General features: G+C 69.4%; 24 protein-coding genes. 14 read left to right on the top strand and 10 right to left on the bottom strand.

The genetic code is table 11. The features are described from left to right. Window positions 1-117: 117 nt before the first annotated feature. Window positions 118-2,196, bottom strand: coding sequence for a sodium-translocating pyrophosphatase (locus tag K8556_RS00725; RefSeq protein WP_223738097.1), 2,079 nt, complete (start codon window positions 2,194-2,196; stop codon window positions 118-120). A gap of 326 nt (window positions 2,197-2,522) precedes the next feature. Here K8556_RS00725 and K8556_RS00720 point away from each other — a divergent pair, with 326 nt between their 5' ends. Next, entirely contained in the window at window positions 2,523-4,022 is a 1,500-nt protein-coding gene (locus K8556_RS00720) for a hypothetical protein (RefSeq protein WP_223738096.1), read from the top strand. Between the two features lie 9 nt (window positions 4,023-4,031). Here K8556_RS00720 and K8556_RS00715 read toward each other — a convergent pair whose 3' ends face one another. Then, window positions 4,032-5,618 (bottom strand): alpha/beta-hydrolase family protein, encoded by a 1,587-nt coding sequence (locus tag K8556_RS00715; protein ID WP_223738095.1) that lies wholly within the window; start codon window positions 5,616-5,618, stop codon window positions 4,032-4,034. A gap of 279 nt (window positions 5,619-5,897) precedes the next feature. On the opposite strand from K8556_RS00715, the gene K8556_RS00710 reads away from it, so the two are divergent. From K8556_RS00710 to K8556_RS00695, 4 genes are all read left to right on the top strand, one after another. Then, window positions 5,898-6,476, top strand: a complete 579-nt coding sequence (locus tag K8556_RS00710) for a hypothetical protein (protein WP_223738094.1) — start codon at window positions 5,898-5,900, stop codon at window positions 6,474-6,476. 9 nt (window positions 6,477-6,485) lie between these two features. Beyond that, window positions 6,486-7,736 (top strand): c-type cytochrome, encoded by a 1,251-nt coding sequence (locus K8556_RS00705; protein ID WP_223738093.1) that lies wholly within the window; start codon window positions 6,486-6,488, stop codon window positions 7,734-7,736. 110 nt (window positions 7,737-7,846) lie between these two features. Then, window positions 7,847-8,518 (top strand): SDR family oxidoreductase, encoded by a 672-nt coding sequence (locus K8556_RS00700; RefSeq protein ID WP_223738092.1) that lies wholly within the window; start codon window positions 7,847-7,849, stop codon window positions 8,516-8,518. Next, the gene (locus tag K8556_RS00695) at window positions 8,518-9,294 is read left to right on the top strand and encodes an SDR family NAD(P)-dependent oxidoreductase (RefSeq protein ID WP_223738091.1); all 777 of its coding nucleotides are present in this window, start codon (window positions 8,518-8,520) and stop codon (window positions 9,292-9,294) included. The genes K8556_RS00700 and K8556_RS00695 overlap by 1 nt, the downstream gene beginning before the upstream one ends. On the opposite strand, the gene K8556_RS00690 is transcribed toward K8556_RS00695, so the two are convergent. Both K8556_RS00690 and K8556_RS00685 read right to left on the bottom strand, forming a co-directional pair. Next, complete coding sequence (locus tag K8556_RS00690) at window positions 9,286-9,879, bottom strand: TetR/AcrR family transcriptional regulator (RefSeq protein ID WP_223738090.1); 594 nt, start codon at window positions 9,877-9,879, stop codon at window positions 9,286-9,288. The genes K8556_RS00695 and K8556_RS00690 overlap by 9 nt on opposite strands. A gap of 68 nt (window positions 9,880-9,947) precedes the next feature. Further along, window positions 9,948-11,039 carry a saccharopine dehydrogenase family protein gene (locus K8556_RS00685; RefSeq protein WP_223738089.1) on the bottom strand — a complete coding sequence of 364 codons (1,092 nt, stop codon included), beginning with the start codon at window positions 11,037-11,039 and terminating at the stop codon, window positions 9,948-9,950. Between the two features lie 174 nt (window positions 11,040-11,213). Here K8556_RS00685 and K8556_RS00680 point away from each other — a divergent pair, with 174 nt between their 5' ends. Next, window positions 11,214-11,915: a hypothetical protein gene (locus K8556_RS00680; RefSeq protein ID WP_223738088.1), complete on the top strand. Its 702-nt coding sequence runs from the start codon at window positions 11,214-11,216 to the stop codon at window positions 11,913-11,915. A gap of 12 nt (window positions 11,916-11,927) precedes the next feature. Here the strand turns inward: K8556_RS00680 and K8556_RS00675 are convergent, their stop codons facing one another. Next, complete coding sequence (locus tag K8556_RS00675; protein ID WP_223738087.1) at window positions 11,928-12,458, bottom strand: hypothetical protein; 531 nt, start codon at window positions 12,456-12,458, stop codon at window positions 11,928-11,930. A gap of 68 nt (window positions 12,459-12,526) precedes the next feature. Here K8556_RS00675 and K8556_RS39650 point away from each other — a divergent pair, with 68 nt between their 5' ends. After that, a complete protein-coding gene (locus K8556_RS39650) occupies window positions 12,527-14,287 on the top strand; it encodes an RCC1 domain-containing protein (protein ID WP_223738086.1) in 1,761 nt (586 codons plus the stop codon). Between the two features lie 6 nt (window positions 14,288-14,293). Here K8556_RS39650 and K8556_RS00665 read toward each other — a convergent pair whose 3' ends face one another. Further along, window positions 14,294-14,839: an AAA family ATPase gene (locus K8556_RS00665; protein ID WP_223738085.1), complete on the bottom strand. Its 546-nt coding sequence runs from the start codon at window positions 14,837-14,839 to the stop codon at window positions 14,294-14,296. Between the two features lie 43 nt (window positions 14,840-14,882). After that, window positions 14,883-15,665 carry an alpha/beta hydrolase gene (locus K8556_RS00660; RefSeq protein WP_223738084.1) on the bottom strand — a complete coding sequence of 261 codons (783 nt, stop codon included), beginning with the start codon at window positions 15,663-15,665 and terminating at the stop codon, window positions 14,883-14,885. 115 nt (window positions 15,666-15,780) lie between these two features. On the opposite strand from K8556_RS00660, the gene K8556_RS00655 reads away from it, so the two are divergent. Then, window positions 15,781-16,449, top strand: a complete 669-nt coding sequence (locus K8556_RS00655) for a response regulator transcription factor (RefSeq protein ID WP_223738083.1) — start codon at window positions 15,781-15,783, stop codon at window positions 16,447-16,449. Next, the gene (locus K8556_RS00650) at window positions 16,439-17,692 is read left to right on the top strand and encodes a HAMP domain-containing sensor histidine kinase (RefSeq protein WP_223738082.1); all 1,254 of its coding nucleotides are present in this window, start codon (window positions 16,439-16,441) and stop codon (window positions 17,690-17,692) included. The genes K8556_RS00655 and K8556_RS00650 overlap by 11 nt, the downstream gene beginning before the upstream one ends. Window positions 17,693-17,719: 27 nt before the next feature. On the opposite strand, the gene K8556_RS00645 is transcribed toward K8556_RS00650, so the two are convergent. Further along, entirely contained in the window at window positions 17,720-18,568 is an 849-nt protein-coding gene (locus K8556_RS00645) for a LysR family transcriptional regulator (protein WP_223738081.1), read from the bottom strand. On the opposite strand from K8556_RS00645, the gene K8556_RS00640 reads away from it, so the two are divergent. Then, window positions 18,537-19,007, top strand: coding sequence for a glutathione binding-like protein (locus tag K8556_RS00640; RefSeq protein ID WP_223738080.1), 471 nt, complete (start codon window positions 18,537-18,539; stop codon window positions 19,005-19,007). The genes K8556_RS00645 and K8556_RS00640 overlap by 32 nt on opposite strands. Window positions 19,008-19,098: 91 nt before the next feature. Here the strand turns inward: K8556_RS00640 and K8556_RS00635 are convergent, their stop codons facing one another. Further along, entirely contained in the window at window positions 19,099-19,560 is a 462-nt protein-coding gene (locus K8556_RS00635; RefSeq protein WP_223738079.1) for a hypothetical protein, read from the bottom strand. 220 nt (window positions 19,561-19,780) lie between these two features. Between K8556_RS00635 and K8556_RS00630 the strand changes: the two genes are divergently transcribed. Both K8556_RS00630 and K8556_RS00625 read left to right on the top strand, forming a co-directional pair. Beyond that, window positions 19,781-21,007 carry a hypothetical protein gene (locus K8556_RS00630; protein ID WP_223738078.1) on the top strand — a complete coding sequence of 409 codons (1,227 nt, stop codon included), beginning with the start codon at window positions 19,781-19,783 and terminating at the stop codon, window positions 21,005-21,007. Window positions 21,008-21,141: 134 nt separating this feature from the next. Further along, window positions 21,142-22,419 carry an APC family permease gene (locus K8556_RS00625; protein ID WP_223738077.1) on the top strand — a complete coding sequence of 426 codons (1,278 nt, stop codon included), beginning with the start codon at window positions 21,142-21,144 and terminating at the stop codon, window positions 22,417-22,419. A 52-nt stretch (window positions 22,420-22,471) separates the two neighbouring features. Here the strand turns inward: K8556_RS00625 and K8556_RS00620 are convergent, their stop codons facing one another. After that, window positions 22,472-23,344 (bottom strand): alpha/beta fold hydrolase, encoded by an 873-nt coding sequence (locus K8556_RS00620; protein WP_223738076.1) that lies wholly within the window; start codon window positions 23,342-23,344, stop codon window positions 22,472-22,474. Between the two features lie 76 nt (window positions 23,345-23,420). Between K8556_RS00620 and K8556_RS00615 the strand changes: the two genes are divergently transcribed. Both K8556_RS00615 and K8556_RS00610 read left to right on the top strand, forming a co-directional pair. Then, window positions 23,421-23,654 (top strand): hypothetical protein, encoded by a 234-nt coding sequence (locus K8556_RS00615; protein WP_223738075.1) that lies wholly within the window; start codon window positions 23,421-23,423, stop codon window positions 23,652-23,654. A 262-nt stretch (window positions 23,655-23,916) separates the two neighbouring features. After that, window positions 23,917-25,692: a hypothetical protein gene (locus K8556_RS00610; protein ID WP_223738074.1), complete on the top strand. Its 1,776-nt coding sequence runs from the start codon at window positions 23,917-23,919 to the stop codon at window positions 25,690-25,692. Window positions 25,693-25,731: the final 39 nt, after the last annotated feature.

Raw genomic sequence — 25,731 nt, 5'->3', positions numbered from 1 at the left:
GTAAGCACGCGCTCGCCCACTGCCCCTGAAGCGGCCGGCATCGCCTGGCCGGGTGTCTGGTCTGCTACACCCAGGGTGCGGCGCCCCGAAGCCGGGTGGCCGCACCCCAGGAGGTGCTCAGCGCAGCGCGATGAGCGAGGCCACGAGCAGCGACACGACGCTCATGACCTTGATGAGGATGGCCACGCCCGGGCCGGACGTGTCCTTGAAGGGGTCGCCCACCATGTCGCCCACGACGGCGGCCTTGTGGACGGCCGAGCCCTTGGCGTGGCCCGGCAGCTTGCCCTTCTCGATGAACTTCTTGGCGTTGTCCCACGCACCGCCCGCGTTGGCCATGTAGAGGGCCATGGTGGCGCCGACGACGAGCGCACCGGCCAGCAGGCCCGCCAGGGCGAGGGGCCCCAGCACCCAGCCCACCAGCGGCGGGGCGACGATGGCGACGAGGCCCGGGAAGATCATCTCGCGCAGCGCGCTCTTGGTGGAGATGTCGACGATCTTCTTGGGGTCCGGCTCCGCCTTGAGCTCCATCAGGCCGGGGATCTCACGGAACTGACGGCCAATCTCCTCCACGATGGCGCCGGCGGCGCGGCCCACCGCGAGCATGGTGGAGGCGCCCACCAGGAACGGCAGGATGGAGCCCAGCAGCAGGCCCACGATGACGTTCGGGTTGGTCAGCTCCAGGCTCATCTCCGCCAGGCCGTTGGCGACGCGGGTGTGGTTGACCTCCAGGTTGAACGCGGAGAACAGCGCGATGACCGTGAGGGTCGCGGAGCCGATGGCGAAGCCCTTGCCGATGGCCGCCGTGGTGTTGCCCACCGCGTCCAGCTCGTCGGTGATGGCGCGCACCTCGGGGCCCAGGCCGGACATCTCGGAGATGCCGCCCGCGTTGTCGGAGATGGGGCCGTACGCGTCCACCGTCATCACGACGGCCGTACCGCCCAGCATGCCCACCGCCGACAGCGCGATGCCGTACAGGCCGAGCGCGCGGTCCGCGATGTACGCCACCAGCGCGATGGTGGCCATGGAGATGCCCACGCTCTCCATGCCGACCGCGAGGCCGCGGATGAGGTTGGTGCCGGCGCCCGTGATGGACGCCTCCGCGATGCGCTGCACCGGCGTGGAGGACGTGTAGTAGTCCGTGACGAGGCCGATGATGGCGCCGCCGAAGGCACCGGCCGCCAGCGCCACCGTGATGGACTGGGACAGGCCGAACACGTTCATCAGCACGAAGGACAGGCCCACCAGGATGACGGGGGGCATGATGAGCGCGCTGCGCAGCACCTGCGCGGGGTTCATGTGCTTGAGCGCGCGGGCGATGAAGATGCTCAGCAGGCTGACCACCAGGCCGATGGCGGACAGCACGAGCGGGAGGATGACGCCGGCCAGCTTCGCGTTGCCCGTGGCGTTCGTGTCCACCACCAGGCGGGAGAGCTCCGTGGCGTTGGCGGTCAGCGCGATGGCCATGGCGGCGACGATGGCGGCCACCATGGACTCGTAGATGTCCGCGCCCATGCCGGCCACGTCGCCCACGTTGTCACCCACGTTGTCGGCGATGACGCCGGGGTTGCGCGGGTCGTCCTCGGGGATGTTCTCGATGACCTTGCCGGCGATGTCGGAGCCCACGTCCGCGGCCTTGGTGTAGATGCCGCCGCCCACGCGCGCGAAGAGCGCGATGGAGCTGGCGCCCACGGCGAACGAGTGGAGGATGGGGGACAGCTCCGGGCTGGAGCGGAACACGTAGTAGACGACGCCCATGCCGACGAGGCCCAGGCCGGCGACGGCGAGGCCCATCACGGCGCCGCCGTCCAGCGCGACGAGCAGCGCGTTCGGCTTGGAGCCGGTGCGCGCGGCCTGCGCGGTGCGCACGTTCGCGAACGTCGCGGCCTTCATGCCGATGTAGCCCGCGAGCAGCGACAGGAACGCGCCCGCCACGAAGCTCGCGCTCGCGACCGGGCCCAGCGCCAGGCCGATGACGATGGCGACGACCACGCAGTAGACCGCGAGGACCTTGTATTCGCGGACGAGGAACGCCATCGCGCCTTCGCGGATGTAGCCCGCGATGCGGTTCATCGTCGCGTCACCTTCGGGGAGCCCCTTGACGCGGAAGTAGAAGAACGCAGCGAAGAGCAGACCGACGGCGCCGATGACGCTCGGTGCGATTGCCCAGAAATTCGATTCGAGACTCGACAACTCCATCCGTTCCTCCAGAGCAGTCCCGGGGGCCTCCGACTGCTCGCCCTGCGGATCGCTCGCGTGCCGCGCGAAATGTGCGGAGGGCCTATACGTGATTTCAGGGCAAGCGGGGAGCCTCCTCGGAGCGGTCGGCCCCACCGGGGTCCTTGACGCGGGAGGCGCCCCCAGGCCGCCAGGGGGACCATTGGAACCCGTCGAGTGAATCGAAGTGCCCGGATTCACTGACGATTCATCCCCATGAAGGGGCCGGCGTGGGGGGGGCGGCGCCCCTTGCGTCATGCAGGGGGTGGCTGTCCTTCCGCCCGGTGGATGTGCCAGAAGGCGCCGCCATGGGCATTCGCTTGGGGCTCCTCGGGTTGGCATTGGCGTTGTTTTCGGGCTGTACGGCGAGCCGGGCCCTGTGCCCGGCCGAGGGTGGCCGGCCCTGGCGCGAGGTGAAGAGCTCGCACTTCCGCGTGCGCACGAACCTGGAGGAGCCGGCGGCGGCGCGGACCGCCGTGGAGCTGGAGGAGTTCCGGCGGGCGCTGCTGCTGGCCTGGGGCGCGGGCTTCGACCCGCCGGGCACGGTGGACGTCATCGTGCTCGGCAATCCGCGCGACCTGGAGGAGTTCACCGACGCGCGCTACGCCGGCTTCGCCGGCCAGACGCCGGACGGGCCTCGGATGGTGATGACGGGAGGCGGCGGCTACCTGCTGGCGGACTCGACGGGCGACAAGGAGACCCAGGCCCACGAGTTGGCGCACTACCTGAGCGCCTTCGCCCTGCCCCGCCAGCCCCGGTGGATCTCCGAAGGCCTGGCGTCCTACCTGCAGACCGTCACCATCCGGCCCAGCGACCGCAACGTGGTGCTCGGCCGCGCCAGCCCGGCGCTGCTCCAGTACGTGCGCGCGCACGGCTGGCTCACGCTGGAAGAGCTGTGGCAGTGGGACGGCCAGACGAACCAGGGCACCGCGGAGCTCCAGCGCCACTACGCCTCGTCGTGGCTGTGGGTGCACTACCTCATCAACGAGCACGGCGAGCGCTTCGACACCTTCCAGAACCAACTGGCCCGGGGCGAGGACCCCCGGCGCGCCTTCACGGCCGCCTTCCAGGGTGACACCACGTATCAGGCCGCCCTCGCGAACTACGTGCAGCTCGGGCGCTACGCCATCTCCACCCAGCCCCTGCCGCCGGTGCCCACGCAAACCCAGACACGCAGACTGGAGCCCGCGGACGTGCACGTCATCCGCTCCATCCTCTTCACGCAGGCCCCGGGCGACGTGCCGCCGGCCGAACGCCAGCGCAAGGCGGACCTGGAGCTGGATCAGGCGCTCAAGGAAGATCCGACCCACGTGGAGACCCTCCGGCTGCGGGCCGAGAAGCTGGACAAGGCCGAGCGGCTGAAGCTCGCGCGGGAGCTGGTGGAGAAGCATCCGGAGGATGGGCGCGCGTGGGACCTGCTCGCCAACGCCCTGGAGGCCAACGCGGACCTGTCCGCCGCGCAGGAGCAGGCCCGCAAGCGCGCCGCGGAGCTGCTGCCGGACAGCCCCTCCGTCCAGAACAGCCTGGCCTGGTACTACGTGACCACGGACCAGCCCCAGAAGGGGTTCGCCCCGGCCCAGCGCGCGGTGCGGCTGATGCCCGGCAACGCGGCCATCCTCAACACCCAGGCGGCGTTGTTCTTCCAGACCGGGCGGTGCAAGGAGGCCGTGGCCATGGGGCGGCGCGCGCTCGACATGCTCCACGAAGGCGTTTCGGATGCGACGCGCCAGGACTTCAAGCGGATCGTCAACGTCTTCGAGACGAAGTGCGTCTCCGCTCCGGCCGCGCCTTCGGCGAAGGCCGAGTAGCCCCCGGCCTCAACGCGCGAGCAGGAGGTCCCGCAGCCGTGCCGTCTTGTCCGCGCTCCAGCCCTCGGGCCGCAGGAGCGCGGCCCAGCCGTCCACGTGCTCGGCGGTGTAGACGTGGCCGTGGCCCGCGGGCACCTCCATGCCCAGGGGCAGGTCCGCCGTCACCTGCCAGAACGTGACGAAGGGGATCCACACCATCTGGTCCAGGACGTCATCGCCTCGCGGCTCGCGCAGCCAGTCCGGCCGCTTCACCAGGAGCCGGGGGCTCCACCAGATGATGGGGTCGGAGGGGTGCAGCAGGTACAGCACGCGCGAGTCCCCCCACGGCTCGGACGCGGGCGGGATGTTCGTCCCCGGCCTGCGGCTGAAGCGGACGATGCGGCCCTGATGGTAGATGGGCTCCACCTCGGGGCTGCCCGGGTCCCGGTGGTCGGTGAACGCGCGATACAGGGTGTTGAAGTTCGGCGGCCCCACGAAGAGGACTCCGTCGGTGCGGTTGGCCATGTCCCGCTCGCCGCTGAACGCGGTCTCTCCGCCGTAGGAGCCCAGGCTCTCTCCGAACACCAGCAGCTTCGGGCGGTGGCCGGGAGGAAGCCGCGACCAGCGCTCGTAGACCTCATCGAAGAGCGCCCGGCCGGATTCCCGGGCCCGTTCCTGATCCACCAGGACGGAGAGCCACGACCACAGATGCGAGTACTGCATGGCGACGATCGCGGAGTCGCCGCCGGTCATGTACTCGAAGGCGTCCACGGCCTCCGGCACCACCCAGCCACTGCCCGTGGTCGTCACCACCAGCAGGTACGCGCGGTCGAAGCCGCCGGCCCGCTCCAGGTCGTCGACCGCGAGCGCCGCGCGGGCCTCCGCGTCCGGCGCGGAGGCGAAACCCGCGTACGCGCGGATCGGCTCCTTCACCGCCGTGCCATGGAAGCGGGAGAGCTCCTCGACCGAAGGCCCGCGTCCGATGAAGTTGCGCCCTTCCCTTCCCAGGAACTCCCAAGCGATGCGTGAGCCCGGGCCTCCGGAGCGCAACGCCGTGCGCGGTGGGACCACGCCCTCGTCGGTCATCGAGTCCTGCACCGCCAGGGTGCGATCCGCCGCGCTGATGAGCCCGTCCCACAGCAGGCCGCTGGCCACCAGCGCGGTGAGCGCCACCACGGCCAGTCCGCTCGTCACCCGGGCCGCGCGAGGGCCGATGTGTCTCGACAGCCAGGTGGCCAACGCGCGGGACGCGCCACGCAGGCCACGCGCCATGGCGATGGTCACGAAGAAGAAGACCGCCGCGACGAAGGGGGCGAGCAGATATCCCGCGCGGCCCGGTGAGGGCATGCCCATGAGCTCCCGCAGGCGCTGTTGCCAGTGCCAGCCGAGCAGCAGCGCGCCCGTCAGCGCCACGGCGGCCGCGATGAAGAAGCCCTGCCATGCGCGACGACGGGGCGTCCTCGCGGGGCGGTCCGCGAACTCCCGCCAGATCCAGGCGCCCAGGCACCCGAGCCCATAGCCGATGGCCGCGCTGAGGCCGCTGACGAATCCCTGGAACGGCCCGCCGCGCGGCAGCAGGGACGGCGTGAAAGCCAGACAGGCGAAGAGGAGCGCCACCCAGGATCCCGGCAAGGTGTAGCGGAGCCAGCGAGGCCAGGTCCGGCTGGCACGTCTGGCATGGCGCACCTCGGCGGGTTGCTCGGCGTGGGTGAGGAAGTGCTCCATGCGAACTCCCCTCGGGTGCGCCAGCCCTCCAGAGCGCACCTCGGAGGGTAGGCCCCAGGACCGCTCCCCAGCAGCGAGCGCACGCCGCGCCCGGCCCGGTGACTGCCAATGGGTTCAGCCGCCAGGTGGGCCCACTCGCACTCGCGGCGAAGTGCCTGATAGCCTGACCGGATGCTTCCCCGCGCCCTCGCTCCCATCCTGTTCGGTGCCCCGGTCCTGTGGCCGCTGCGCGCGCTCGCCTGCATCAACTCGATGGACCACGCCCCCAAGGACTTCAGTCAGTCCTATGGGATGGACCTGGTTTTCTGGTCCGTGGGCGCGGTGTTCATGAACCGCGTCGTCCTGCGCAACGTGTGGGGCCCGGCCGTGAAGGGACAGCCGGGGCCGGCGGCGGCGCGCAAGGCCTTCTTCGTGGTCGTTGGCGTCGCGCTCCTCCTGCTGCTGGAGGCGGTCTCGGTGGGGGGGCCGCTGCTCAACTTCAGCGCGCGCGACTTCTCCGCGTGCGTGATGAGCCTCCCCAACCTGGTGGTGCTGGTGGCCAGCCCCGTGGTGCTCTTCCTCATGCAGGCGGCGTTCTTCCACGGGCCGGGCAAGCGGAGGTTCGGCGATACGGGAACCCGGCCCCTCGTGGCCCTGGTGCTCACGTCCGTGGTGCTGGTGCTGGGATTGGGGATGGCCCGGGAGCACCTCGTCCTCCCGCATCTCTGCGAGAACCCGTCGTGGGGGTTCGTGGACACCGACGTCTACTGATTCCGCCCCGTGGCCGTGCGCTCGTTTCCATTCGCCTCGCTCGCGGGCCTGGCCCTCGTGGTGGCCGTGACCGGCGGTGGCTACGTGCTCGTCCGTGACGCGGACGTGCTGGCGCTGCGCCTGCCGACGCGGGTGCTCGCCCCCACGAAGCACGCACCGGAGACTCCACGGGAGGCCGTGGAGCACTTCCAGTGCAATCGCTGTCACGTCGTCCCCGGACTGGAACCGGTGTCCGCGCGCCTGAGCGAGAACTGCGTCACGTGCCATCAGGCCATCACCGCGGGGCGGCTGGACCTCTGGTACAAGCAGGCGGAGGTCGAGCGGTGGAAGGGACACCTCACGCACCTGGTGAGGACCCCGGACCTCGGCTCGTTGGGCCAGCGGGTCAAGCGCGAGTGGCTCGTCTCCTGGCTCCAGGCGCCGCACGTGGTGAGGCCGCTCTACGGCGCCACCATGCCCCGGATGAAGGTGGGCCCGAAGGACGCGGAGCTGCTCGCGGACTACTTCTCGGTGACCGAGCAGGACTCGGCGGAACCCGCGAAGGGTGATGTGGAGGCGGGCCGTGCGCTCTACGCGGAGCACGCATGCGCGAGCTGTCACTCCCGGGGCGACTTCCCGCTCGCGGCCCTGCGCTACGGCGCGCCGGAGTTCAACACCCCCTCGGCCCGGAGGCGGGCCCCCGACCTGCGCCACGTGCGCGACCGCATGTCCCTGGCGCAGTTGCGCGAGTGGCTGACGGATCCGCGCCGCATCCTCCCCGACACGGAGATGCCCACCTTCGCGTTCACCCCGAAGCAGGTCGAGGATCTGGCGGCCTTCTTGCGCGCGCCCCTGCCCCAGGTGACCGCCGAGCCACGCCCCCGCTACCAACCCAAGAGGCTGGAGCGCGAGGTCCACTATCCGGAGGTGGCGCGGAAGCTCTCACGGCACCTCTGCTACCACTGCCACTCCGACATGCGGCGGCCCGGAGATCAGGGACCGGGGAACACGGGCGGGTTCGGCTATGACGGGGCCTCGCTCGACCTGGCCACGCGGGCCGGCATCCTCCGGGGCGTCCAGCGTGACGGCCGGTTCCGAGGGCTTCCGGATCGACTGGAGGACGGGACGCCCCGGCTGGTGGCCGCGCTGCTCGCGCGTCAGGGAGAGCTGGACGGGCACTTCCAGCCAGGGGTGCTGGGCATGCCCCTGGGCCTGCCGCCCATCCCCGAGGAGGAGATCGATCTCATCTTCACGTGGATCGAACAGGGCGCGCCCGAATAGCCCGAAAGCGGATTCTCACCCTGCCTCTGAGTATTCCTCCTTGGCGCGCATTCCATGGACTAGCCTGCCCATGAGCCTCGCGAGGATGCACACGGGGAAAGGCAACGCGCTTGAGCACTCGGAACGTCATCGTCATCGGAGGGACGGGCGACATCGGCCGCGCCGTCGTCCACAAGCTGCGCGCGGAGGGCCTGCGCGTGGTGTGCGCCGCGAGTGACGTGACGACGGAGACAGCGGACTGCCTGCACGTGGATGTCACGCGCGAGGACTCCGTGATGGCGCTGTTCAAGCGGGCGGAGGCGGAGAGCGGGCCCGTCGAGGTCATGGTCAACTGCGCGGGCGTCGGGGTCTTCACGCCGCTCCACGAGACGTCGCTCGAGGACTGGCAGCGGACGCTCGACGTGAACCTGACGGGCACGTTCCTGTGCGCGCGCGAGGCCTTCCGGCGGATGAAGCCCCGGGGCGGCGGGCGGATCATCCACATCGGGTCCGTGAGCGACCACCTCACGCTGCCCATGAACGGGGCCTACGCCGCGACGAAGCATGGCGTCCGGGGGCTGACCGGCGTGCTGAATGAAGAGGGAAAGGCCTTCGGCATCCGCGCCACGCTGCTGTCGCTCGGTGCCGTCTACACCGCCTTCTGGAAGTCGCGGCCGGAGTTCAGTCCGGCCGACATGCTCGCCGTGGAGGACGTGGCCCAGTGCATCTGGGAGATCGCGATCAAACCTCCGAACGTGCGGATCGACGAGATGCGCCTCGTCCCGCCACAGGGAGTCCTCTGATGCAGCCGCAGCCGAAGGCACCTGTCGCTGTCGTCACCGGGGCCAGCCGGGGGATTGGAGCGGCCATCGCCACCCTGCTGTCCCGGAACGGGTTCGAGGTGGTCCTGGTGTCCCGCGATGCGGGCGCGCTGGAGCGGCTCCAGGACCAACTGAGCGCGGCCGGGGGCCGTGCGTGGCCGCTGGCCTGCGACGTCGCGAACCGGGACGAGGTGGAGTCCGCGCTCGGCCGGCTCGAAGCGAAGGTGGGCGTGCCCCAGGTGCTGGTGAACAACGCGGGCCTGGGCGGGCCGTTTCATCGCGCGGACGAGGTGAGCGTCGCCGAGTGGGATCTGCTGTTCGGCGTGAACGTGGAGGGCGTGCGCAACCTGTGTCAGTGGGCGCTGCCGCGGATGAAGGCGGAAGGCCATGGGCGCATCGTGAACGTCGCGTCCATCATGGGCCTCTTTGGTGGCGCCCAGTCGTCCACCTACGCCGCCACGAAGCACGCGCTCGTGGGCTACTCGAAGGCCATCGCCGCGGAGTGGGGAGCGTACGGCATCACCTGCAACGCGGTCTGCCCTGGCTACATCGAGACGGAGATGCTGGCGAAGGCCCCCTCCTCCTCCCGCCAGCGCTTGCAGGAGCGGATCCCCGCGAAGCGCTTCGGGACGCCCGAGGAAGTCGCGGGGCTGGTGGCGTTCCTCGTGGGGCCCGCTGGCGGCTACGTCAACGGGAGCGCCCTGGTGATGGACGGCGGGCTGTCGTCACATCTGGCGTCCGACCTGCCGTCATTCTGAGCCTGGAAGCAGCACCTGCTCCAGCAGCACGCGCAGTTCCTGCTCCAGCCCTGGCACCGATGCGCCGCGGAGATTCCCGGCGCCCCGGAAGAGGGACAGTCCTTCGAAGAAGGCGACCAGCAGGGCCGCTCTGCGCTCCCTGCGCGCCGGGGTGAGGTCGGGAGCCAGCTCCCGCAGCAGTTCCACGACGCCCGCACGATAGCCGGCGTAGAAGACCGAGAGCGCGTCGGCGACCATGGCGTCCCTCGCGGCCATCGCCCACAGCTCCGCGAAGAACTGGCATGCGTGCGGTGAGTCCTGGTCCTCCAGGACGGCGTCCACGGCCAGCCGGAGCCGCTGCGCTGGTTCGCTGCCTCCGCCCGCCATCCGCTCGCGGACCCGCTGGAGGGCCTGCTCCAGGTAGCGCGCCAGCAGTGCCCGCACCACGTCCTGCTTGGTGGGGAAGTAGTACTGGAGGTTCCCCAGGCTCAGCCCCGCGCGCTGGGCCACGACGCGCAGGCTGAGGCCCGCGTAGCCGTCCCCCGCCAGGACCTCCATGGTCGCGTCGAGGATGCGCTCCACGCGCTCGGTCCCCTTGGCATGCACCGCGGTCCCCTTCCGGGGGTCTGGCGAGGGAAGCGTCCCGGGGACCTGCTTGCTCGTGCGGCGGGCCATCACGCCGCCTCACGCGCCGGACGCTCGTCGATCCGGACCTCGACGCCGCAGGCGCGCAGGGTGGCCAGCGTCTCCTCGGGCCGGGACTCATGCTCCGGAAACCACACGCCCGGGGATGGCGGCGGCGCGCCGTCCAGTCCCAGCAGCCGCTCGGTGCCCAGCAATGCTCCCACGGCGGTGAGGTGGGCCTGTCCCAGGGGATCCACGACCTCCACGCGGACCTGTCCTCGCTCCCCCTCCACGTCCGCCACCCACGCGGCTTCGCCCCCCGTGTTGCTGCCGGTGAGCAGCGCCCGGCGCAGCGACGTCCAGCGGGGGTGCTGGAGCAGCCGCAGGATTCCCAGCCGCTGGAGTGCGACGAGCGTCCAGGTCGCGAAGCCCGAGTCGAAGCCCAGCCGCGTCGTCACCGTCCGCGCGCCCAGTACGCGGGGCAGCGTCGCCTGTTCGGGCGTGTCGAGCCGGAAGACCTGGGTGTCGCGTCCGTCGGAGAACCTCACCCGCCGGCCGTCCGTCAGCGGCAGCACGTGTCGCTCCTGTCCGTCCTCCATGACCTCGAAGGACAGGCCCAGCCGGTCCATGTATTCCAATGAGTCCGGCCCCGCCTGATCCGCGAGCGCGAAGCGGATGGCCACCTCCACCCGCTCCAGGCGCCCCACCTTGCGCGCGGCCATCGCCACGAGCCGGGGAACCAGCCCCGCCATCCACGCGGATCCGAGCAACACCGGCGCGCCCGGCGTCGCCCCTGAGAGCCGCAGCACCGTGGCCTTCAACCGGGACGTCCACCGGGTGATGTCCAGCACGGGGACCCCTGCGTGCGACGCCGCCAGCAGCAGCGTGTCCTCCGGATCATTCACCAGGGACAGCACGGCCCGGGGCTTCCGCCCCAGCGCCGCCAGCGCCCGCGGAGAGCGGACATCCAGCGCGACGCCCTCCGCCCGCCCCAGCCGCGCGGCCAGCTCCCGAGCGGGCGCCTCCCGGCGTCCCGCGATGACCAGCGGCAGGTCCGGGTAACGCGACCTCAGCAACGCGGCGAGCTGCGCCCCCACCACCCCATAGCCCCCCACCAGCACGACAGGACCCTCGGACTCCATGGCGACTCCCTTTCATGACCCGCCCGAATATAGGTCAATTGACCTATTTTTCGCACGACATTCATTTTCTGCTTCGCGTCTCCGGCGTCCCGGGTGCGCGGCACACCTACGTCACCCGATTGAATAAATCGTCCGGCTCCGCGTCAGGCGGGCGATTCCATAGAGAGGCTCCCCATGCGCAGGACGATCGCCGCCCTCCTTCCGCTGTGCCTGCTGGCTTTCGGCTGTGAGAATTCGCGGCACGCGCAACGGCTGGAGCGGCGCGAAGCCATCCGTGCGGCCCACCTGCGCAACCTCCTCGGCGCCGCGACCGGCTTCGAGGACACCCACTGGAGCATGAGCCCCGATGAGGTGCGGGCACGCTACCCGGAGGCTGTCGTCGTGGATGGCGGCGGGCTGGAGCTCCAGACGGAGCACTGGGGCATGCCCGCGACGGTCCGCTTCTTCTTCGCCCAGGAGAAGCTCGCGACGGTGACCCTCTCCCTCGGAGCCGCTGGAGATCTTCGCGAGGCCCACCACGGCGTCGCGAGCATGCTCCAGGCGAAGTACGGCGAACCGTCTGAAGCCCGGGACTCGGCGAAGGAGGCCGCCCATCAGCGGGCCGTGTTGAGCGTGCTCGCCAGCCTCGCCTTCGTCGCGGAAGCCGTCCAGGCGGTCCAGGAGCAGCGGCCGCACGATGCCCCATCCCCGGCCCTGTTGAACGATCAGGCCGCCACGGATGCCGAGGACGCGTACTGGGACACCCAGGAGTACACGCTGCTCAGCCGCTGGACCACCTCCGCGACGGTGGTGAGCCTTCTTGGGAGGCGGGTCGGTGACCGGCAGGGGCTGGCGCTCTCGTACGTGAGCACGGTGCTGCGGGCTGGCTCCATCTAGCGGCCCCTGACTTCAGAGGAAGGCGCAAGGGGCGAGCCGGAACCGGGCCTGGACCACGGTGGGCTCTCCGTCCGTCTCGCTGAAGAGCAGGGCTTCCACCGTGTATTCCCCCGGCGGCAGCGGCTGGCCCTCCCGGTCCTTGAGCTCGAGCCGGGAGCGCAGGGTCTGTGTCCGCACGACCTGTTCCTGACCGGCCGACTGCCGGCTCACCACCCACCCCTCGCCATTCCGGATCTGGAGCCCGGCCACGCGCAGCCCTTCCTGACGCTCCGGCTCGGACGGGAAATCCAGCTCCAGCGATGTCTCGATGACCGACACGCTCCCACTGGCGTCCCGCGTCCCCTGATCCTCCGCTGGAGGAAAGGCAATCAACGTCCGATCCAGGCGGAGGACCGCGAGGATGCGGTTGGCCACCCGCGCCTTCGCGAAGGACTGAAGCCCCGCGCTGAACTGGCGTGGCCCCGGGCAGCAGCCCGACAGGCCCATCCCCTGGAGGAGCACGGCCATCGTGGCGATACCCGCCGGAATCCACCTGCGTGTCATGAACGATCCTCTAGATCCTGGGGCTCCCACGTCCGTTCATACGCGCGAACCGTCGAGAGGTTTTTTCAGTGCCGAGATCAAGCGCGAGCTGCCTGCTGGGAACCCTGCTCCTGTTGTTCGCCAGCTCCGCCCTGGCGGAGGAGGTGTCGTGGGGGAAACCTGTGCGGGGAGTGCGGCTCGGCCTGACCCTCGTCCCGAGCAGCGGGCCGCTGCCCACCGAGGTGGAGCTCGAGGTCCTGGCACACAACACGACCTCCGCGCCCCAGCAGCTCCCCGTCGAGGCCTGCGGCACCGTGCGCTGGACGGCCTTCACCCTGCTTCATGTGCGCACCGCCAACGGGCGCGTCTACAGCCATCCCATCGCTGGCCTGATCGATGTCGCCGATCTCCATCCCCATGGGCCGGTGAACCTCGCGCCGGGTGAGACGCTCCGGGAGCGGTTCTCCTTGAAGCATGTCGTCGGCATGCCGACGGAGCGCTCCAGGGACGCGGAGCTGTGGACGCTCCTGGAGACGCCTCGACAGGTGGAGCTGTGGGTGGAGCTCGTGGACAGCGCTGGCGTTCCTCGCATGCGGAGCGGCCACCTGAAGCACCGCCTGGGGCTGCCCGCCACGAAGGAGCCCGTGCGGGAGGGGCGCTGCGTGGCCCGGATCGCCGCGGGAGGCAATGCGGCCTGTGCGCTCCTTCGCGACGGCACGCCCTGGTGCTGGGGCGTCAACCCGCCTGGAGGTCACGGCGCCGGGGAGGACGGCCAGGACACACGTCGGCCGTCACCGCTGCCGCTGCTGGCTGGGAGTGCCGTCGAGCTGGGCATGGAACACGGCATCGCGTGCGTGAGCACCCGCACCGGAGCGGTGTACTGCGCGGGAGGCAACCTCGACGCCTCCGAAACATCCTACGGAGCGCCGGGCGGACATCCCGTGCGCGTCCAGCGCCTGGAGGGCGCCACGGGACTGGAGGGAGCCCAGTGCGCCAGGCTGACCGATGGCGCCCTGGCGTGCTGGAGCCTGCTCGGGCCCCCTCCACCCAGCTCCGAGGGGCTCTTCGCGAACCGTTGGGAGGAGTCCGCGCCAGGGGTCGTCCAGGTGGCCAGGGGCGGCGGCTTCACCTGTGCGCTCCGGCGGGATGGTGCGCTGTGGTGCTGGGGCGCCAATGAGAGCGGGCAGCTCGGCACGGGAGATGACACACCCCACGCGGGACCGGTCCGGGTCTCCGCGCTCCCGCGAGAGGGGGTCTCCGTCGCCGCGGGGATGAGCCACGCGTGCGCGGCCCTGCGCGACGGTTCCTTGTGGTGCTGGGGACGCAGCGAATACGGCGCACTGGGATTGGGCGAGGTCCACACCCGAACCGGGCCCACCCCCATCCCCGGGATGAGCGAGGTGGTGCGCGTGGCGGCGGGCTACCAGAAGACCTGCGCCTGGAAGAAGGATGGCTCGCTCTGGTGCTTCGGAGACCTGCTCATGGATGCGCCTTCCCCGGCGCTCGCGAGGACGCCGGTGGAGATCAAGGAGCTGGCCCCCCCTGTCGAGGAGGTGGTGTTTGGCTTCCGCCACACCTGCGCGCGCACCCAGGGGGAGGTCGTCTGCTGGGGCGAGAACACGGAGGGCCAGAGCGGCGGTTCCGAACTTCGCGCGCTCTCCTCCCCCGTTAGCGTATCGGGCCTCCCAGGTCAGGCCGTCGCGCTGGCCGCCGGAGACGCCTTCACCTGCGCCATCACCACCGAAGGCTCAGCCTGGTGCTGGGGACGCGGCACCGAAGGACAGCTCGGCACGAAGCGCAGGCACTCCAGCGCGCGCCCCATTCGCGTCCTGCTGCCCTGCCCGGGTTGAAACGCTTCAACGCCCCGCCATGGACCCTAGGCGTTCGAGGACCTGGGAAACCCGCGCCGCGCCAGACCCGTGGACGGAGAGGACCTCCACTCCCAGCTCGAATGGATCGTCGAGCAGGATCCACGCGAGCTTCTCGTCCACCGCCCTGCGCAGTTGGGAATCCTCGTGTGCGGGGACGCGGATGCGATCGCGCTCCTCGATGGGGACGAAGACGACGAAGTCCAGGGTCTGGAGCGTGGAGCGGATCCGGGCCAGCCACTCCTCGGCGTCGAACGCATCGGAGTCCTCGTGCGTCAGGAGGTACCCGAGAAAGTCGAGGGGGCAGCGATCAAACAGGACGTTTCGCGTGTCCTCTTCTTCGAGCAGCTCCAGGGAGCGACGAAGCTGCGCGACGAAGTCCTCCAGGGACGGGGGAGACGCGAACTCGTACCCCTCTTCTTCGAGCAGGTGGTACGGCTCGTCGACGAGCCGATATCCCGAGAGCCGCTCCCCCAGGTCTTCGATGAGCGTCGACTTGCCCACGCGGTGCGTGCCACTCATTGCGATGCGCATGCGTGCCGGACTCCCTGCTCTCTGTTGACCTGCCCCCATGAACCTATGGCAGACGCTGCGCCTCCAACCAGCGGCGGACCTCGTCCAGGTACTCGCGTGGCAGCGCGTGCCCGCTGTCGAAGGCCCGGCGCGTCTTGTGCTTGGAGGGCGAGGCCTTGAACAGCTTCTGGGTGTCCTCCTCGGTGGAGAAGGGATCGCGGTTCGCGGTCAGCAGCAGCCAGGCCTGATGAACCTGCCCCACCCGGTTCACCGGTGCGGCGTCGCCCAGCACGGGGTCGACATGGGGCGGCACCATCGTCACCAGGTGGGTGATCCGAGGCTCGCGCGAGGCCAGCAGGAGGCCCACCTGGGCGCCCATGCTGTAGCCGGCGACGAGCACGCTCGGCGGCTTCTTGCCGTTGGCGAGCACTGTCTTGAGGAGCGCCTGGGCATCACGCACGGTGTCGACAATCATCGCCTGATACGGACCGGCGTCCCCCGCGTGCGCTCGCTTCGCGAGGGCTCCAGGCCGCGCGTCGGGGGTCGCTCGCGCGCCGTGCCGTCTCGCGTCCATGAGGTAGACCCGAAAGCCGGCGCTCCGCAGGTGCTCCATCAGGGCGCCCCCGAAGGTCGGCTCCGCCTCCGACAGCCAGTCGTCCTTGCTCCGGGTGAGGCCGTGCAGCAGGAGGGCCACGGGCGGATGGGCCCGCTCCCCTTCCGGCTCCAGGACCCATGCGGGAATCCGCTCCCCATCCTCCGCGCGGACCTCCATGGGGACCGGGGGACTCGCGGCGTGGGCCACGGAGGTGGCCAGGAGCATCAGACCCAGGAACAGCGAACGCGTCATCACGGGACTCCTCGTTGGAGAGGCCGTGGAGCGTGGGGGGCTGGCGGTCAGCCGGGCGTCACCCACTCGCTGACATTCGTTTGACGTGACCGCGGGTAGCATCCGGGACACTCCCATGCGCGTACTCGTCATCGAGGACAACCGCGACCTCCAGGCCAACATCGCGCGGTTCCTGGAGCCGGACTTCCTGTTGGACTTCGCGGGCACCGGGCCCGAGGGGCTCGCGCTCGCGCTGGGCCAGCCGTACGACGTCATCGTGCTGGACGTGATGCTGCCCGGCATGAGCGGCCTGGAGGTGTGCGAGCGCTACCGGCAGGTCGCGCCCAGGCTCGTGCCCATCCTGATGCTGACCGCCAGGGACACGCTCGAGGACAAGGAAGCAGGCTTCCAGGCGGGCGCGGACGACTACCTCGTCAAGCCGTTCTCACTCCGGGAGCTGCGCTGGCGGCTGGAAGCGCTGGCGCGCCGGCCCGTCCCTCCGAGCGGGCGGAAGCTGACGTGGGGCGGGCTCACGCTGGAGCCGGAGAGCGGGCAGACGCGCTGGGGTGGGCGCTCCGTCCGCCTCAACCGCACGGAGTCACTGCGCCTGCGGTGGTTGATGGAGGCCGCTCCCGAAGCCGTCCCCGCGGACACGCTGGCGGAGCGGCTCTGGGGGGACGACGCCCCCGGGTCCAGCGCGCTGCGCACCCACGTGTATGCCCTGCGCAAGGCGCTCGCCGGGCTGGGGCTCGATGAGGCCATCACCACCCTGCGCAACGAGGGGTACCGCCTGGATGCGCGCTAGGTCCAGCAGGTCGGTGCGCGCCGTGCTCCAGCGCGCCATGGGGTTGTCCGCCGCGTTCGCGCTGCTGCTGATGGGAGGGTTCTTCACGCTCTTCAGCTACGACCTGGAGGACGTCATCTTCAGCCGCATCGTGGCGGCGGAGGCGGACCGGGCCGGGTCAGGTCACGTGCCTGGAATCACGCTGTATGACGGCCACGCCGCGCTCCCCTCCTGGCTCGCGGAGCGCCTGCGTCCGAACGCCCCGCCTGGCGAGTACGAGGTGCCCGCCGCTGAGCACGGACACTTCCACGTCGCGGTGCGGCCCGGGGCTGGAGGAGACCGCCGGTACTTCGCGTTCGACGTGACGCACCTGACGAGCACGACGGCGCACCTGAAGCGGACCGCGGGGCTGACTCTCACCAGCGCGCTGCTGGCGATGCTGGCCGCCGCGCTCCTCGCCCTTCTCGTGGCTCGACGGCTCGGTCGGCCGCTGGAGCGGATGGTGGAGTGGCTCCGGGCCGAAGGGGCCCCGCCGCCCGAGGATGACGGCGGCGTGGACGAGGTCCGGGCACTGCGCGACGCGCTGCTCGCCCGCGACGTGCGCATCCAGGAGCAGTTGGAGCGTGAGCAGCGGTTCAACCGCGACGCGAGTCACGAGCTGCGCACGCCCCTGGCCGTGGCCCAGGGCGCGGTGGAGATCCTCGAACTCGACCCGCCGGGAGACGCGGAGACCTTCGACCGCCTGCGCAGGGCCGTGAGCCAGATGGGCCTGCTGACGGAGGGAATCCTCTGGCTGGCCCGTGAGCGCCGCTCCGAGGAGCGCTGCGACCTGCACCGCGTCTCACGAGAGCTGCTCGCGTTGTACGGGCACCTGCGGCGCGATGACGGCATCGCGCTCGTCATCGATTCCGCGGAGGAAGTCCACGCGCCCGTCCCCGCGTCCGTCGCAAGGGTGATGATGGGAAACCTCCTCAAGAACGCGCTCGCCTACACGGATGAAGGGCGCATCGTGATCACCCTCGAGCCCCAGTCGTGGACCCTGACCGACACGGGAGCTGGCTTTGGCCGCGCCGAGCCCGGGAGCGAGAGCCACGGCATCGGCTTATCGCTGGTGGACCGGTTGGCCCGACGTTTCGGATGGGCGCTGTCCATCGAACCCCTGGAGCCGCGAGGCACCCGCGCGCGGCTGAGCTGGGGCGCGGAGGGCGACACGCCGGTGAGGAAGCAGGTCGGCTCAGTCGTCAGGACTCCGGAGAACGGGTAGCAGCGCAGCCGCCCGGGGCGGGGACGCTCACGCCTCGCTGGCGCCCTCCATCAAGAAGTCGATGACGGCGCGCACGGCGGGCAGTTGGCCCCTGCGGTGTGGCGTCAGAATCGTCGTCGTCACCGTTCCCGCGGTCCACGTCGGAAGCACATGCACCAGCCGGCCGGACTCCACGTCCACGCGGGTGAACGTCTCCGGCAGACAGACGATGCCCAGCCCGGCCGTGGCAGCCTTGAGGAGCACCAGCGACTCATCGGCGGTCATCCGTGCCCGAGGCATCACGGTGACCGACTCCCCCGCCCGCCCACGCAGCCGCCATGAAGTGGCCTTGGCGCGGGTCAGGAGGCCGTCGTGTTCGCTCAAATCCTCGGGCCTGCGAATCCTCCCGTGGCTGGCCAGGTAGCCGGGCGATGCCACCAGGATGATGGACTCCACCGCGAGCCGGCGCTGCACCAGGCCCGAGGCGGGCAAGGGCGAGAAGTGACTGCGCACGGCGATGTCGAATCCCTCCTGCACCAGGTCCACGAAGCGGTCCGTCGCGTGAAGCTCGACGCGCACCTTGGGATGCGCCAGGGCCAGCAGTGGCAGCCGGTCCGCGAGCCGGAACTGCGCCGTGGGGACCGACGTGGTGATTCGCACCACGCCACGGGGCTCCGCCTGCCGGTGGCGCACCACGTTCTCCGCGGCCTCCGCCTCCGTCACGGCGGCGCGGGCATGGTCGAGGAAGTCCCGCCCCACGTCCGTCAGCGTGAAGCTGCGCGACGTGCGCTGAATCAGCCGGGCGCCCAACGCGTCCTCCAACTCGGCCACGCGCTTGCTTACCGTGGATTTGGGCGCGCGCGGCGTGGGCACCGGGCTGTCGTTCGCCCAGGGCACGGAGGACTTCGACCGGCTGAACCAGATGCTCGCGTTCCTGAACAGCACCTTCTTCGGCACCTTCTCGCCGCTCTGGTACACGCTCGAGCACGCCGAACTGCCGGAGGCCGAAAAGCAGGCACTGCGCAAGCTTGGGGCCCGAAAGGTGGTCTCCGCGCACGCGAACCTCGAAGCGCTGATGCGCGACACGCCGTGGCTTCTGGGCGACCACCGCACGCTGGCGGACGCCTACTTCATCGGCATCGCCCGGTGGACCCGGTACCACGACGTCCTGGACCGCCGCGACTACCCGAAGCTCGAGGGCCTCTTCGAACGAATGGAGGAGGACCCCGGCGTGCGCTTCGCCCATGCCATTGAAAAGGGCGAGGCGCCTCAGGGCAACGGAGCATTCCAGGGGCACCTCCGCCTCGCGGAGGCCCTGCAACGGCTGACCGCGTGAGCCGGGAGGCTCCACTGCGATTGACGATGCGCCCCGGCCTCGCGCGCCGCCTGAACCCTGCTGGCGGGCGCGAGCCGGACGTCGCGGAAGCTCAGTAGCAGTAGCCGCCGTAGAGCGGGTTCGGGCAGGACATGCCCGTCGCGGCGTTGAGGCTGATGTTGTAGCAGTTGGTCGTCACGGTGGACGACTTGAGGCGCCGGTATCCGTAGAGGACGTCGCCCACGCAGAGCCCGTAGTTCATGTACACGTCCTCCACCTGGCAGACCTTGTACGTGTTGCAGCGGACGAACGGGCCTCCCGGGTAGGCGTAGCCCTGGCACTGCCACAGGTAGCTCTGCTGCGACGAGTAGCTGGTGGTCTCGTAGTAGTACTCGTCCTCGGGGCCGCAGAGCGGGTCGTCCTCATCCGGGGGGATCCGCATCGTCTCGACCTGGCCGGGCGCCAGGGCCTCACCGCTGACGGCCTCCTGCGGCGGCGCATCCTCGAGCGTTCCCTCCGCTCCGACGCCACAGCCGACCACCATGAACGTGCACAACGCGACCACTGCGCTCATCCGCATGTCTTGCTCCATGTCTCATCCGGGGGTGAAGGGCGGCTATTTACACAGAGTCATCTCCGCTCACGAGAACCTGCGAAGACACTGTGTGTCGCCCAACCATGGAGCGGACCTGGCGTGCATCAAAAACGGGGACGGGGACTCTTGAGGAGACAGGGCGTCGCATCCCAACCCCTGCGCTTCGTTCACCGCGTCGAAGTCATATCGAGGGTCCGCAATGGTTCGTCCTGGTCTCGCGCTGGCCGTCCTGGTCGCATGCACCTCCGCTGTCGCTGCTCCGCCGCCCGTGGCGATGAAGCGTGAGCACGTCACGGCCGACGTCTATCACTATCAATTCGACCTTCGCGTGGGCTCCAAGCCAAACGCCGTGGTGCGGATCCACCGCGTCGTGCGCGAACTCACCCCGTGGCAGCCGCGCCCGACGTCACACGCGGTGATGCTGCTCCACGGTGACTTCGCCAACTTCGTCACGAACTTCGTGCCCACGCTCGGCACACCCGCGTCGTCGGCGCCGGGGCTCGCGCCCTACCTGGCGTCGCGAGGCGTCGACACCTGGGGCGTCGACCGGCGCTGGACGCTCCCCAAGGCCGACGGCGACATCTCGGACCTGGGGGACATGGGCGTGGACCAGGAGCTCGGGGACATCGAGGACGCGCTCGCCTTCGCGCGTGTCCAGCGCGCCATCACCGACCACAGCCTGAGCCGGATCGTGCTCGCTGGCTTCTCTCATGGCGGCCAGCTCACGTATGCCTATGCGGCCGCCAGGGGCCAGCACCTCTCGGCGATCGCCGTGCTGGATGCCTACTACGACCTCGCGCCCGAACACTCGGACCTGCGGGACTTCGCGTGCGCGAACGCGGCAGCCGGGCGCGAGGCCCTGGCCCAGGGGGTGACCGACTCCGAGAACCGCTTCTTCATCGACGTGGGCTCGCTGGCCCGGAGCGCGCCGGAAGCGACGTCGCCCATCTTCCCGCCCTATACCAACCGCGAGACGATGAACACGCTGGCGGGCATGACGTACTGGTTCGCGCCGTACACGCCCCTGTATCACCTGAGCGCGCCAGTCCTGAATGAGCAGGGTGGTGCCGTGGGGCTGCGGGAGTCGTCCGAGGAGAGCGTGAGCGCCTGGTTCGCCAGCGCGCCGCCGCACCAGTCGCTGCGCGAGACGGCGGAGCTGGATGCCATCTGGTGTGGCACCACCCCGCGCCCCGAGCTCGCGAACATCCGCGTCCCGCTGTTCTACCTGGGCGCGGCGGGCGCGTTCGGTGACTCCGGGCTGTATTCAACGACGCGCGTGTCATCCACCGACGTCACGACGCTCGTCGTCCGGCGGTTCGGACCGGAGCGCGTCGCGGAGGACTTCGGCCACGGAGACCTGCTGTACGGCACCGACGCGCCGGCGCTGGCCTGGCAGCCGCTGGCGACCTGGCTGCTGCGCCACTGAGCGAAGGCCCGGGCGGAATGAACGGACCGCGACTTCTCACGAATTCGCGGATTCGCGGCATCTGTGCTCCAGTGGGTTCCCCTCCCCGTCCATCCATGACCACCGGAACCCCTTCGCCTCTTCATGAGCCAGGCATGCGGCGCGCGGTATCGCGCTGGGAAATCGTCGGGTTCTCCATCAACGACGTCATCGGCAGCGGGGTCTACCTGCTGCCCGCGGCGGCCGCCGCGAACCTGGGCTCGGCCAGCACTGGCGCCGTCGTGCTCGCGGGGCTGGCGGTGCTGCTGCTCGTACTCTGCTTCGCGGAGGCGGCCAGCTACTTCGACACGCCCGGCAGCGCCTATCTCTACACGCGTGAAGCCTTTGGTGAACGGGTGGGGTTCCAGGTCGGCTGGATGACGTGGCTGGCGCGCGTCTCGTCCGTGGCCTCGTTGTCCGTCGGCTTCTCCCGCGCGCTGGGCTTCCTGTGGCCCGCGGCGAACTCGGGCATCGGCCAGGGGTTGGCCATCGCCGTGCCCCTGCTCGCGCTCACCGCCATCAACGTCGTGGGCGTGAAGGGCGGCGCCCGCACCGCGGTGTTCCTCGCCGTCACCAAGACGGTGCCACTGCTGGTGTTCATCACCGTGGGCCTCTTCTTCGTGTCCGTGCCGCTGGCGACATCGGTGGCGCCCAGGGACGGAGGCAACCTGGGGTCCGCGGTGCTGCTGCTCCTGTTCGCCTATGCCGGCTTCGAGAACACGGCGGCTCCGGCGGGTGAGTTCAAGAACCCTCGCCGCGACGTGCCCTTCGCGCTCATCGTGCAGATAGGCGTCGTCACGCTCATCTACACGGCGGTGCAGTGGGTGGCGCTGGGCACGCTGCCCGGGGTCGCGGACGCGCAGACGCCGCTCGCCAACGCCGCCGCGCGGTTCCTCGGGGGCTGGGGTGGGCTCCTCATGACGGTGGGCGGGGTGCTGTCCATCCTGGGGACCAACAGCAACACCGTGCTCGCCGGGCCGCGCTACCTGTACGCGCTGGCACAGGATGGCTTTGGCCCCGCCGCGCTCGCCACGTTGCATCCACGCTACCGCACGCCGACGGTCGCCATCCTCACGCAGACGGCCATCGCGCTGCCCCTGGCGTTCTCCGGCTCGTTCGAGGTGCTCGCCACGCTCTCCGTGGTGGCCCGGCTCGCCACGTACTTCGGCACGGCCCTGGCGGTGCCCGTGCTGCGCCGCAAGCTCCAGGCGCCCGCGAACGCGTTCCGCATCCCTGGCGGGCCCGTGATTCCCCTCGCCGCCGCCGCATTGTGTGTCGTCTTCGCGATGAGCGCGGAGCGGAAGAACCTCATCGCCGGGGCCATCGCGCTCGCGGTGGGCTTCGTGCTCCACAGGTTCCAGCGCAAGCCGGACCGGAAGGCGGCGCTCGGCTAGCGAGGGATGTCGCCCAGCGGTGATTCGGCTTTCGAGCCCTGGACTGCACGGTTCAAACTCCGGCTGCAGGAGTCACCGTGTCGAACTGTTGCAGGAGTGCCGCCGCAAGAGGTGGCACGATCGCACGAGGGAGCGCGTGCCCCATTCCGTCGACGGTCACCAGGGTTGAGCGTGGCAGGGTCTCCGCGAGGAACCGCGCATTGGACGCGGGATGGGTGGGGTCCTCCGGGGCGGCGATGACGAGCGTGGGCACGGTGACCTGCGCCAGCTCCGCTCCTCGAGCCAATCCGGAAGGGTCGACTCGGGCATGGGCCGTCGAAGTATCGTGACGGCCCGCATGCGCGATGATGCGTCGCTCGAGTGCGCGGAACTCGTCGGCATCAAAGGGGATCACGCGACCGTTGAGTCTGCGCCAGTTTTCGACGCGCCACTCCACCTGCTCATCGAGGCCGCGCGGGTCGAACATGTGGCTCCAGAACTCGAACAGCCCAGGGTCGATGGGCGCGCGTGAGGGGAGGTCGGCGCGCGCAGGGGCACCGTCGAGCGCGGGAGCCCCGATGATCGTCGCGCTGAGAAGCCGCGCGGGATGCGTGACCAGAAGCCACTGCGCCAGCAAGCCACCCAGCGACAGGCCCACGACGTGCGCGCGAGCGATGCCGAGCGCATCGAGGATGGCCAGGGCATCCTCGGCCATCCGGGTCGCCGAGTAGGGGATCCGGTCGAAGTCCCAGGTGGACGCCCCGGTGTCTCGATGGTCATACCGGATGACCCGGTAGCGCCGGGCGAGCAGGTCCACGAGTTCATCCGGCCAGACCAGCCCCGATGCAGTGGACCCCATGATGAGCAGAACGGCGGGAGCCGTCTCTGGGCCTCGTGACTCGACCCAGAGGGAGACGCCGTCAGCGACCTGGACGAAGTGTTCCATGCGCCCAGTCTCTCCGACTTGGCGGCTTCCGCTAGTATCAGGGTTCCCAACCTCGCCGCCTCTCAAGGAGTCCCGCATGCGTTACACGCGCAAGAACATCTCCGAGCTGCTCGATGCCGTGCAGGGCAGCCCCGACGTCATGGGCTTCTGGACGTCGAACTTCGCCGGCTCCGCCTTCACCCTGGTCACCTCCCCTGGAGGCATGATCTGGCAGGACGTCTACGCGCCCAGCCGTCAGATCTGCGAGGACGGCATCCCGTACGGCACCGAGGACGGAATGAACAACCACTGCGGCGGCACCGGCTACTGATCAGAAGCGGCCGGCGTCGAACGTCTTACACATCGGCCCAGCTCGTCCAAGCGTGTGCCCCCAAAGGGGGCACCAGGAATACTCCTTCCGCAAATATCCAATCCCCGTCGCCGGGTTATCTCCGCCCCTGGCCATCCAGACACCACACCCAGGGACTCGTTGTCCTGTCCCACCCTCCCGGTCCTTTCGTTTACGACGCGCCTCCTTGATCGTTGAGGGATTGACCCGACGGGTCCCCCTGGCGGCGAGGTAGACGCAGAGAATGCGGGAGGTCTTCGTGGCTGGATTCAGGAATGGAATCATCCGCCGCTGGAGTGTGGCGCTCCGCTCAAAGCCGCACAAGGATCGCGCGCATCCATATCAAGGGATTATCGCGGACCTTCCGCGAGGCACGCTCGTCCAGATCACCGGACAACAAGATGGATGGCTGGCCGTCACCGCGAAACTCCAGGGGAGGACACTCCATGGTTACGTTTCGCAAGAAACGGTCGAGCCATCCACTGCTCACCCATCGAAGGTACACTACGAGTTGGTGCCGTATGGCGATGTAGTCATCGTCAAAGAGGTGCCCGCCCATCAACTCAACAAAGCTCGAAACGCCCTCACTGGAGAGCAACTCCAAAAGCAGTTGAGTCACCACTCCGTACCAACCGTTCCTCAGGCAGTCATGGCTGGTTATTACAACAGCCTACTCCACGTCCCGGCATTCGAGCGACATGCTCCTGCCCTCGTCGCAGCGAATCCAAAAAACCCAAACGGATGGCGCGGTTCCCTGGGAGAACTTTCCGCCAAGAATAAGGACTTATTCCCTCCGTTGGACCTCAACATCATCCGGACGAATCATCCCGTCTTCGATCTCAAAGATCCGTTCGGCGGACTGAACTCGGTGAAAACCAGCGTCCCCAGCTCAGGGGCTCGCGGCGACCCCCATGCGACCTACCTGAAGGGCCTGGCGGAAATGCTGGGGCTCAAAACCAACAAGTACAACCTGGCACGCGAATCGCTGTACCCAGACCTTCCCGCTGCGGAAGGGAAAGCCCTGATGATGCGAAACGGGTACGTCACCGTCAACGCGAACGACGTCAAGTCATTCCGGGCCGCACTGGAAGATCCCGCGAACTACACAAAAAAGGCCTACTGGCAACTCGCCGACCAACTCCTTACCCTCAAGCCCGTATCCATCAACGGGAAGACATATCTTTCATATCAGGCACTGCGAGCTCTTCAGCTCGCGCCTGGAACAACCCAGTCGGCGCGACAAACAATCGACAAGGCACTGCGGGATATACGTCAACAACTCGCCGGTCGCGTCAAATCCAACGGAATCACCACAAGGCCGCTCGTCAACCTACAAAGCTTCCGATTGAAGGTAGAGCGCGCCAACCCGACGATGACCCCTGGCCAGCTTGAGGGGTGGCTTCTACCGGAACTGTTGATGATCGAGAAGCATGGGGGTGGACTTCGAGGAAACCTGAAGGCAGGGGGCATCTCCGGGGGACGAGGCTCAATGGGCGGGATGGTCGTTGCCATGGCATTCGAAGGAGGGGGGATGCTGCTGAATGAGCAACTTCCCCCCGATGCAGGCGTTCGCTTGGGCAAAGTGGGGTTCGCGGGCGGTGCCTCGGGGCTGGCGGGAGGACTCACCGAAACCCTTGTCGCCGGTAACATGGGGAGCGCCATGGCACGACAACTCATCAGCAAGGGCGCGGTTCCGAGGTTCGCAGCAAGCATTGGACGGGGATTCGGCAGCGCGGCAGGAGGTAGCGTGGCAGCCCCCGTCTTCTCAATGGCCATGCTGGCGATGGATGACCAGGAGCACTCCACCACCGATTACGTCGCCACGGGGACGCGCGCCTTGGTCGGAGGGACCGTCGGCGGAATCCTTACCGCGATGGGGACCGGCGCGCTCGCGGGCTCGGTGGTTCCCGGATTGGGTACTGTCGCGGGGATCATCATCGGAGGCGTCGGGTACTTCATCACGGACTATCTGGTGGGTGATAAGATAGAGCAAGGGGTTCGCCGGTCCATGGGGCCGTGAACTCGGGTGCCTCGTTGCCACTGGCCGGCGGATGATTGG

This window comes from Corallococcus sp. AS-1-12 (genome assembly GCF_020036995.1).
In the GTDB taxonomy this organism is placed as follows: domain Bacteria; phylum Myxococcota; class Myxococcia; order Myxococcales; family Myxococcaceae; genus Corallococcus.
This window is presented reverse-complemented; position numbering and strand designations above follow the sequence as displayed.

Excerpts from the sequence above, each read along its gene's own strand:
- K8556_RS00725 (WP_223738097.1), bottom strand. The coding sequence starts at position 2,196 with ATGGAGTTGTCGAGTCTCGAATCGAATTTCTGGGCAATCGCACCGAGC.
- K8556_RS00720 (WP_223738096.1), top strand. The coding sequence starts at position 2,523 with ATGGGCATTCGCTTGGGGCTCCTCGGGTTGGCATTGGCGTTGTTTTCG.
- K8556_RS00710 (WP_223738094.1), top strand. The coding sequence starts at position 5,898 with ATGCTTCCCCGCGCCCTCGCTCCCATCCTGTTCGGTGCCCCGGTCCTG.
- K8556_RS00695 (WP_223738091.1), top strand. The coding sequence starts at position 8,518 with ATGCAGCCGCAGCCGAAGGCACCTGTCGCTGTCGTCACCGGGGCCAGC.
- K8556_RS00685 (WP_223738089.1), bottom strand. The coding sequence starts at position 11,039 with ATGGAGTCCGAGGGTCCTGTCGTGCTGGTGGGGGGCTATGGGGTGGTG.
- K8556_RS00680 (WP_223738088.1), top strand. The coding sequence starts at position 11,214 with ATGCGCAGGACGATCGCCGCCCTCCTTCCGCTGTGCCTGCTGGCTTTC.
- K8556_RS00675 (WP_223738087.1), bottom strand. The coding sequence starts at position 12,458 with ATGACACGCAGGTGGATTCCGGCGGGTATCGCCACGATGGCCGTGCTC.
- K8556_RS00665 (WP_223738085.1), bottom strand. The coding sequence starts at position 14,839 with ATGCGCATCGCAATGAGTGGCACGCACCGCGTGGGCAAGTCGACGCTC.
- K8556_RS00660 (WP_223738084.1), bottom strand. The coding sequence starts at position 15,665 with ATGACGCGTTCGCTGTTCCTGGGTCTGATGCTCCTGGCCACCTCCGTG.
- K8556_RS00655 (WP_223738083.1), top strand. The coding sequence starts at position 15,781 with ATGCGCGTACTCGTCATCGAGGACAACCGCGACCTCCAGGCCAACATC.
- K8556_RS00650 (WP_223738082.1), top strand. The coding sequence starts at position 16,439 with ATGCGCGCTAGGTCCAGCAGGTCGGTGCGCGCCGTGCTCCAGCGCGCC.
- K8556_RS00635 (WP_223738079.1), bottom strand. The coding sequence starts at position 19,560 with ATGAGCGCAGTGGTCGCGTTGTGCACGTTCATGGTGGTCGGCTGTGGC.
- K8556_RS00630 (WP_223738078.1), top strand. The coding sequence starts at position 19,781 with ATGGTTCGTCCTGGTCTCGCGCTGGCCGTCCTGGTCGCATGCACCTCC.
- K8556_RS00625 (WP_223738077.1), top strand. The coding sequence starts at position 21,142 with ATGCGGCGCGCGGTATCGCGCTGGGAAATCGTCGGGTTCTCCATCAAC.
- K8556_RS00620 (WP_223738076.1), bottom strand. The coding sequence starts at position 23,344 with ATGGAACACTTCGTCCAGGTCGCTGACGGCGTCTCCCTCTGGGTCGAG.
- K8556_RS00615 (WP_223738075.1), top strand. The coding sequence starts at position 23,421 with ATGCGTTACACGCGCAAGAACATCTCCGAGCTGCTCGATGCCGTGCAG.
- K8556_RS00610 (WP_223738074.1), top strand. The coding sequence starts at position 23,917 with ATGCGGGAGGTCTTCGTGGCTGGATTCAGGAATGGAATCATCCGCCGC.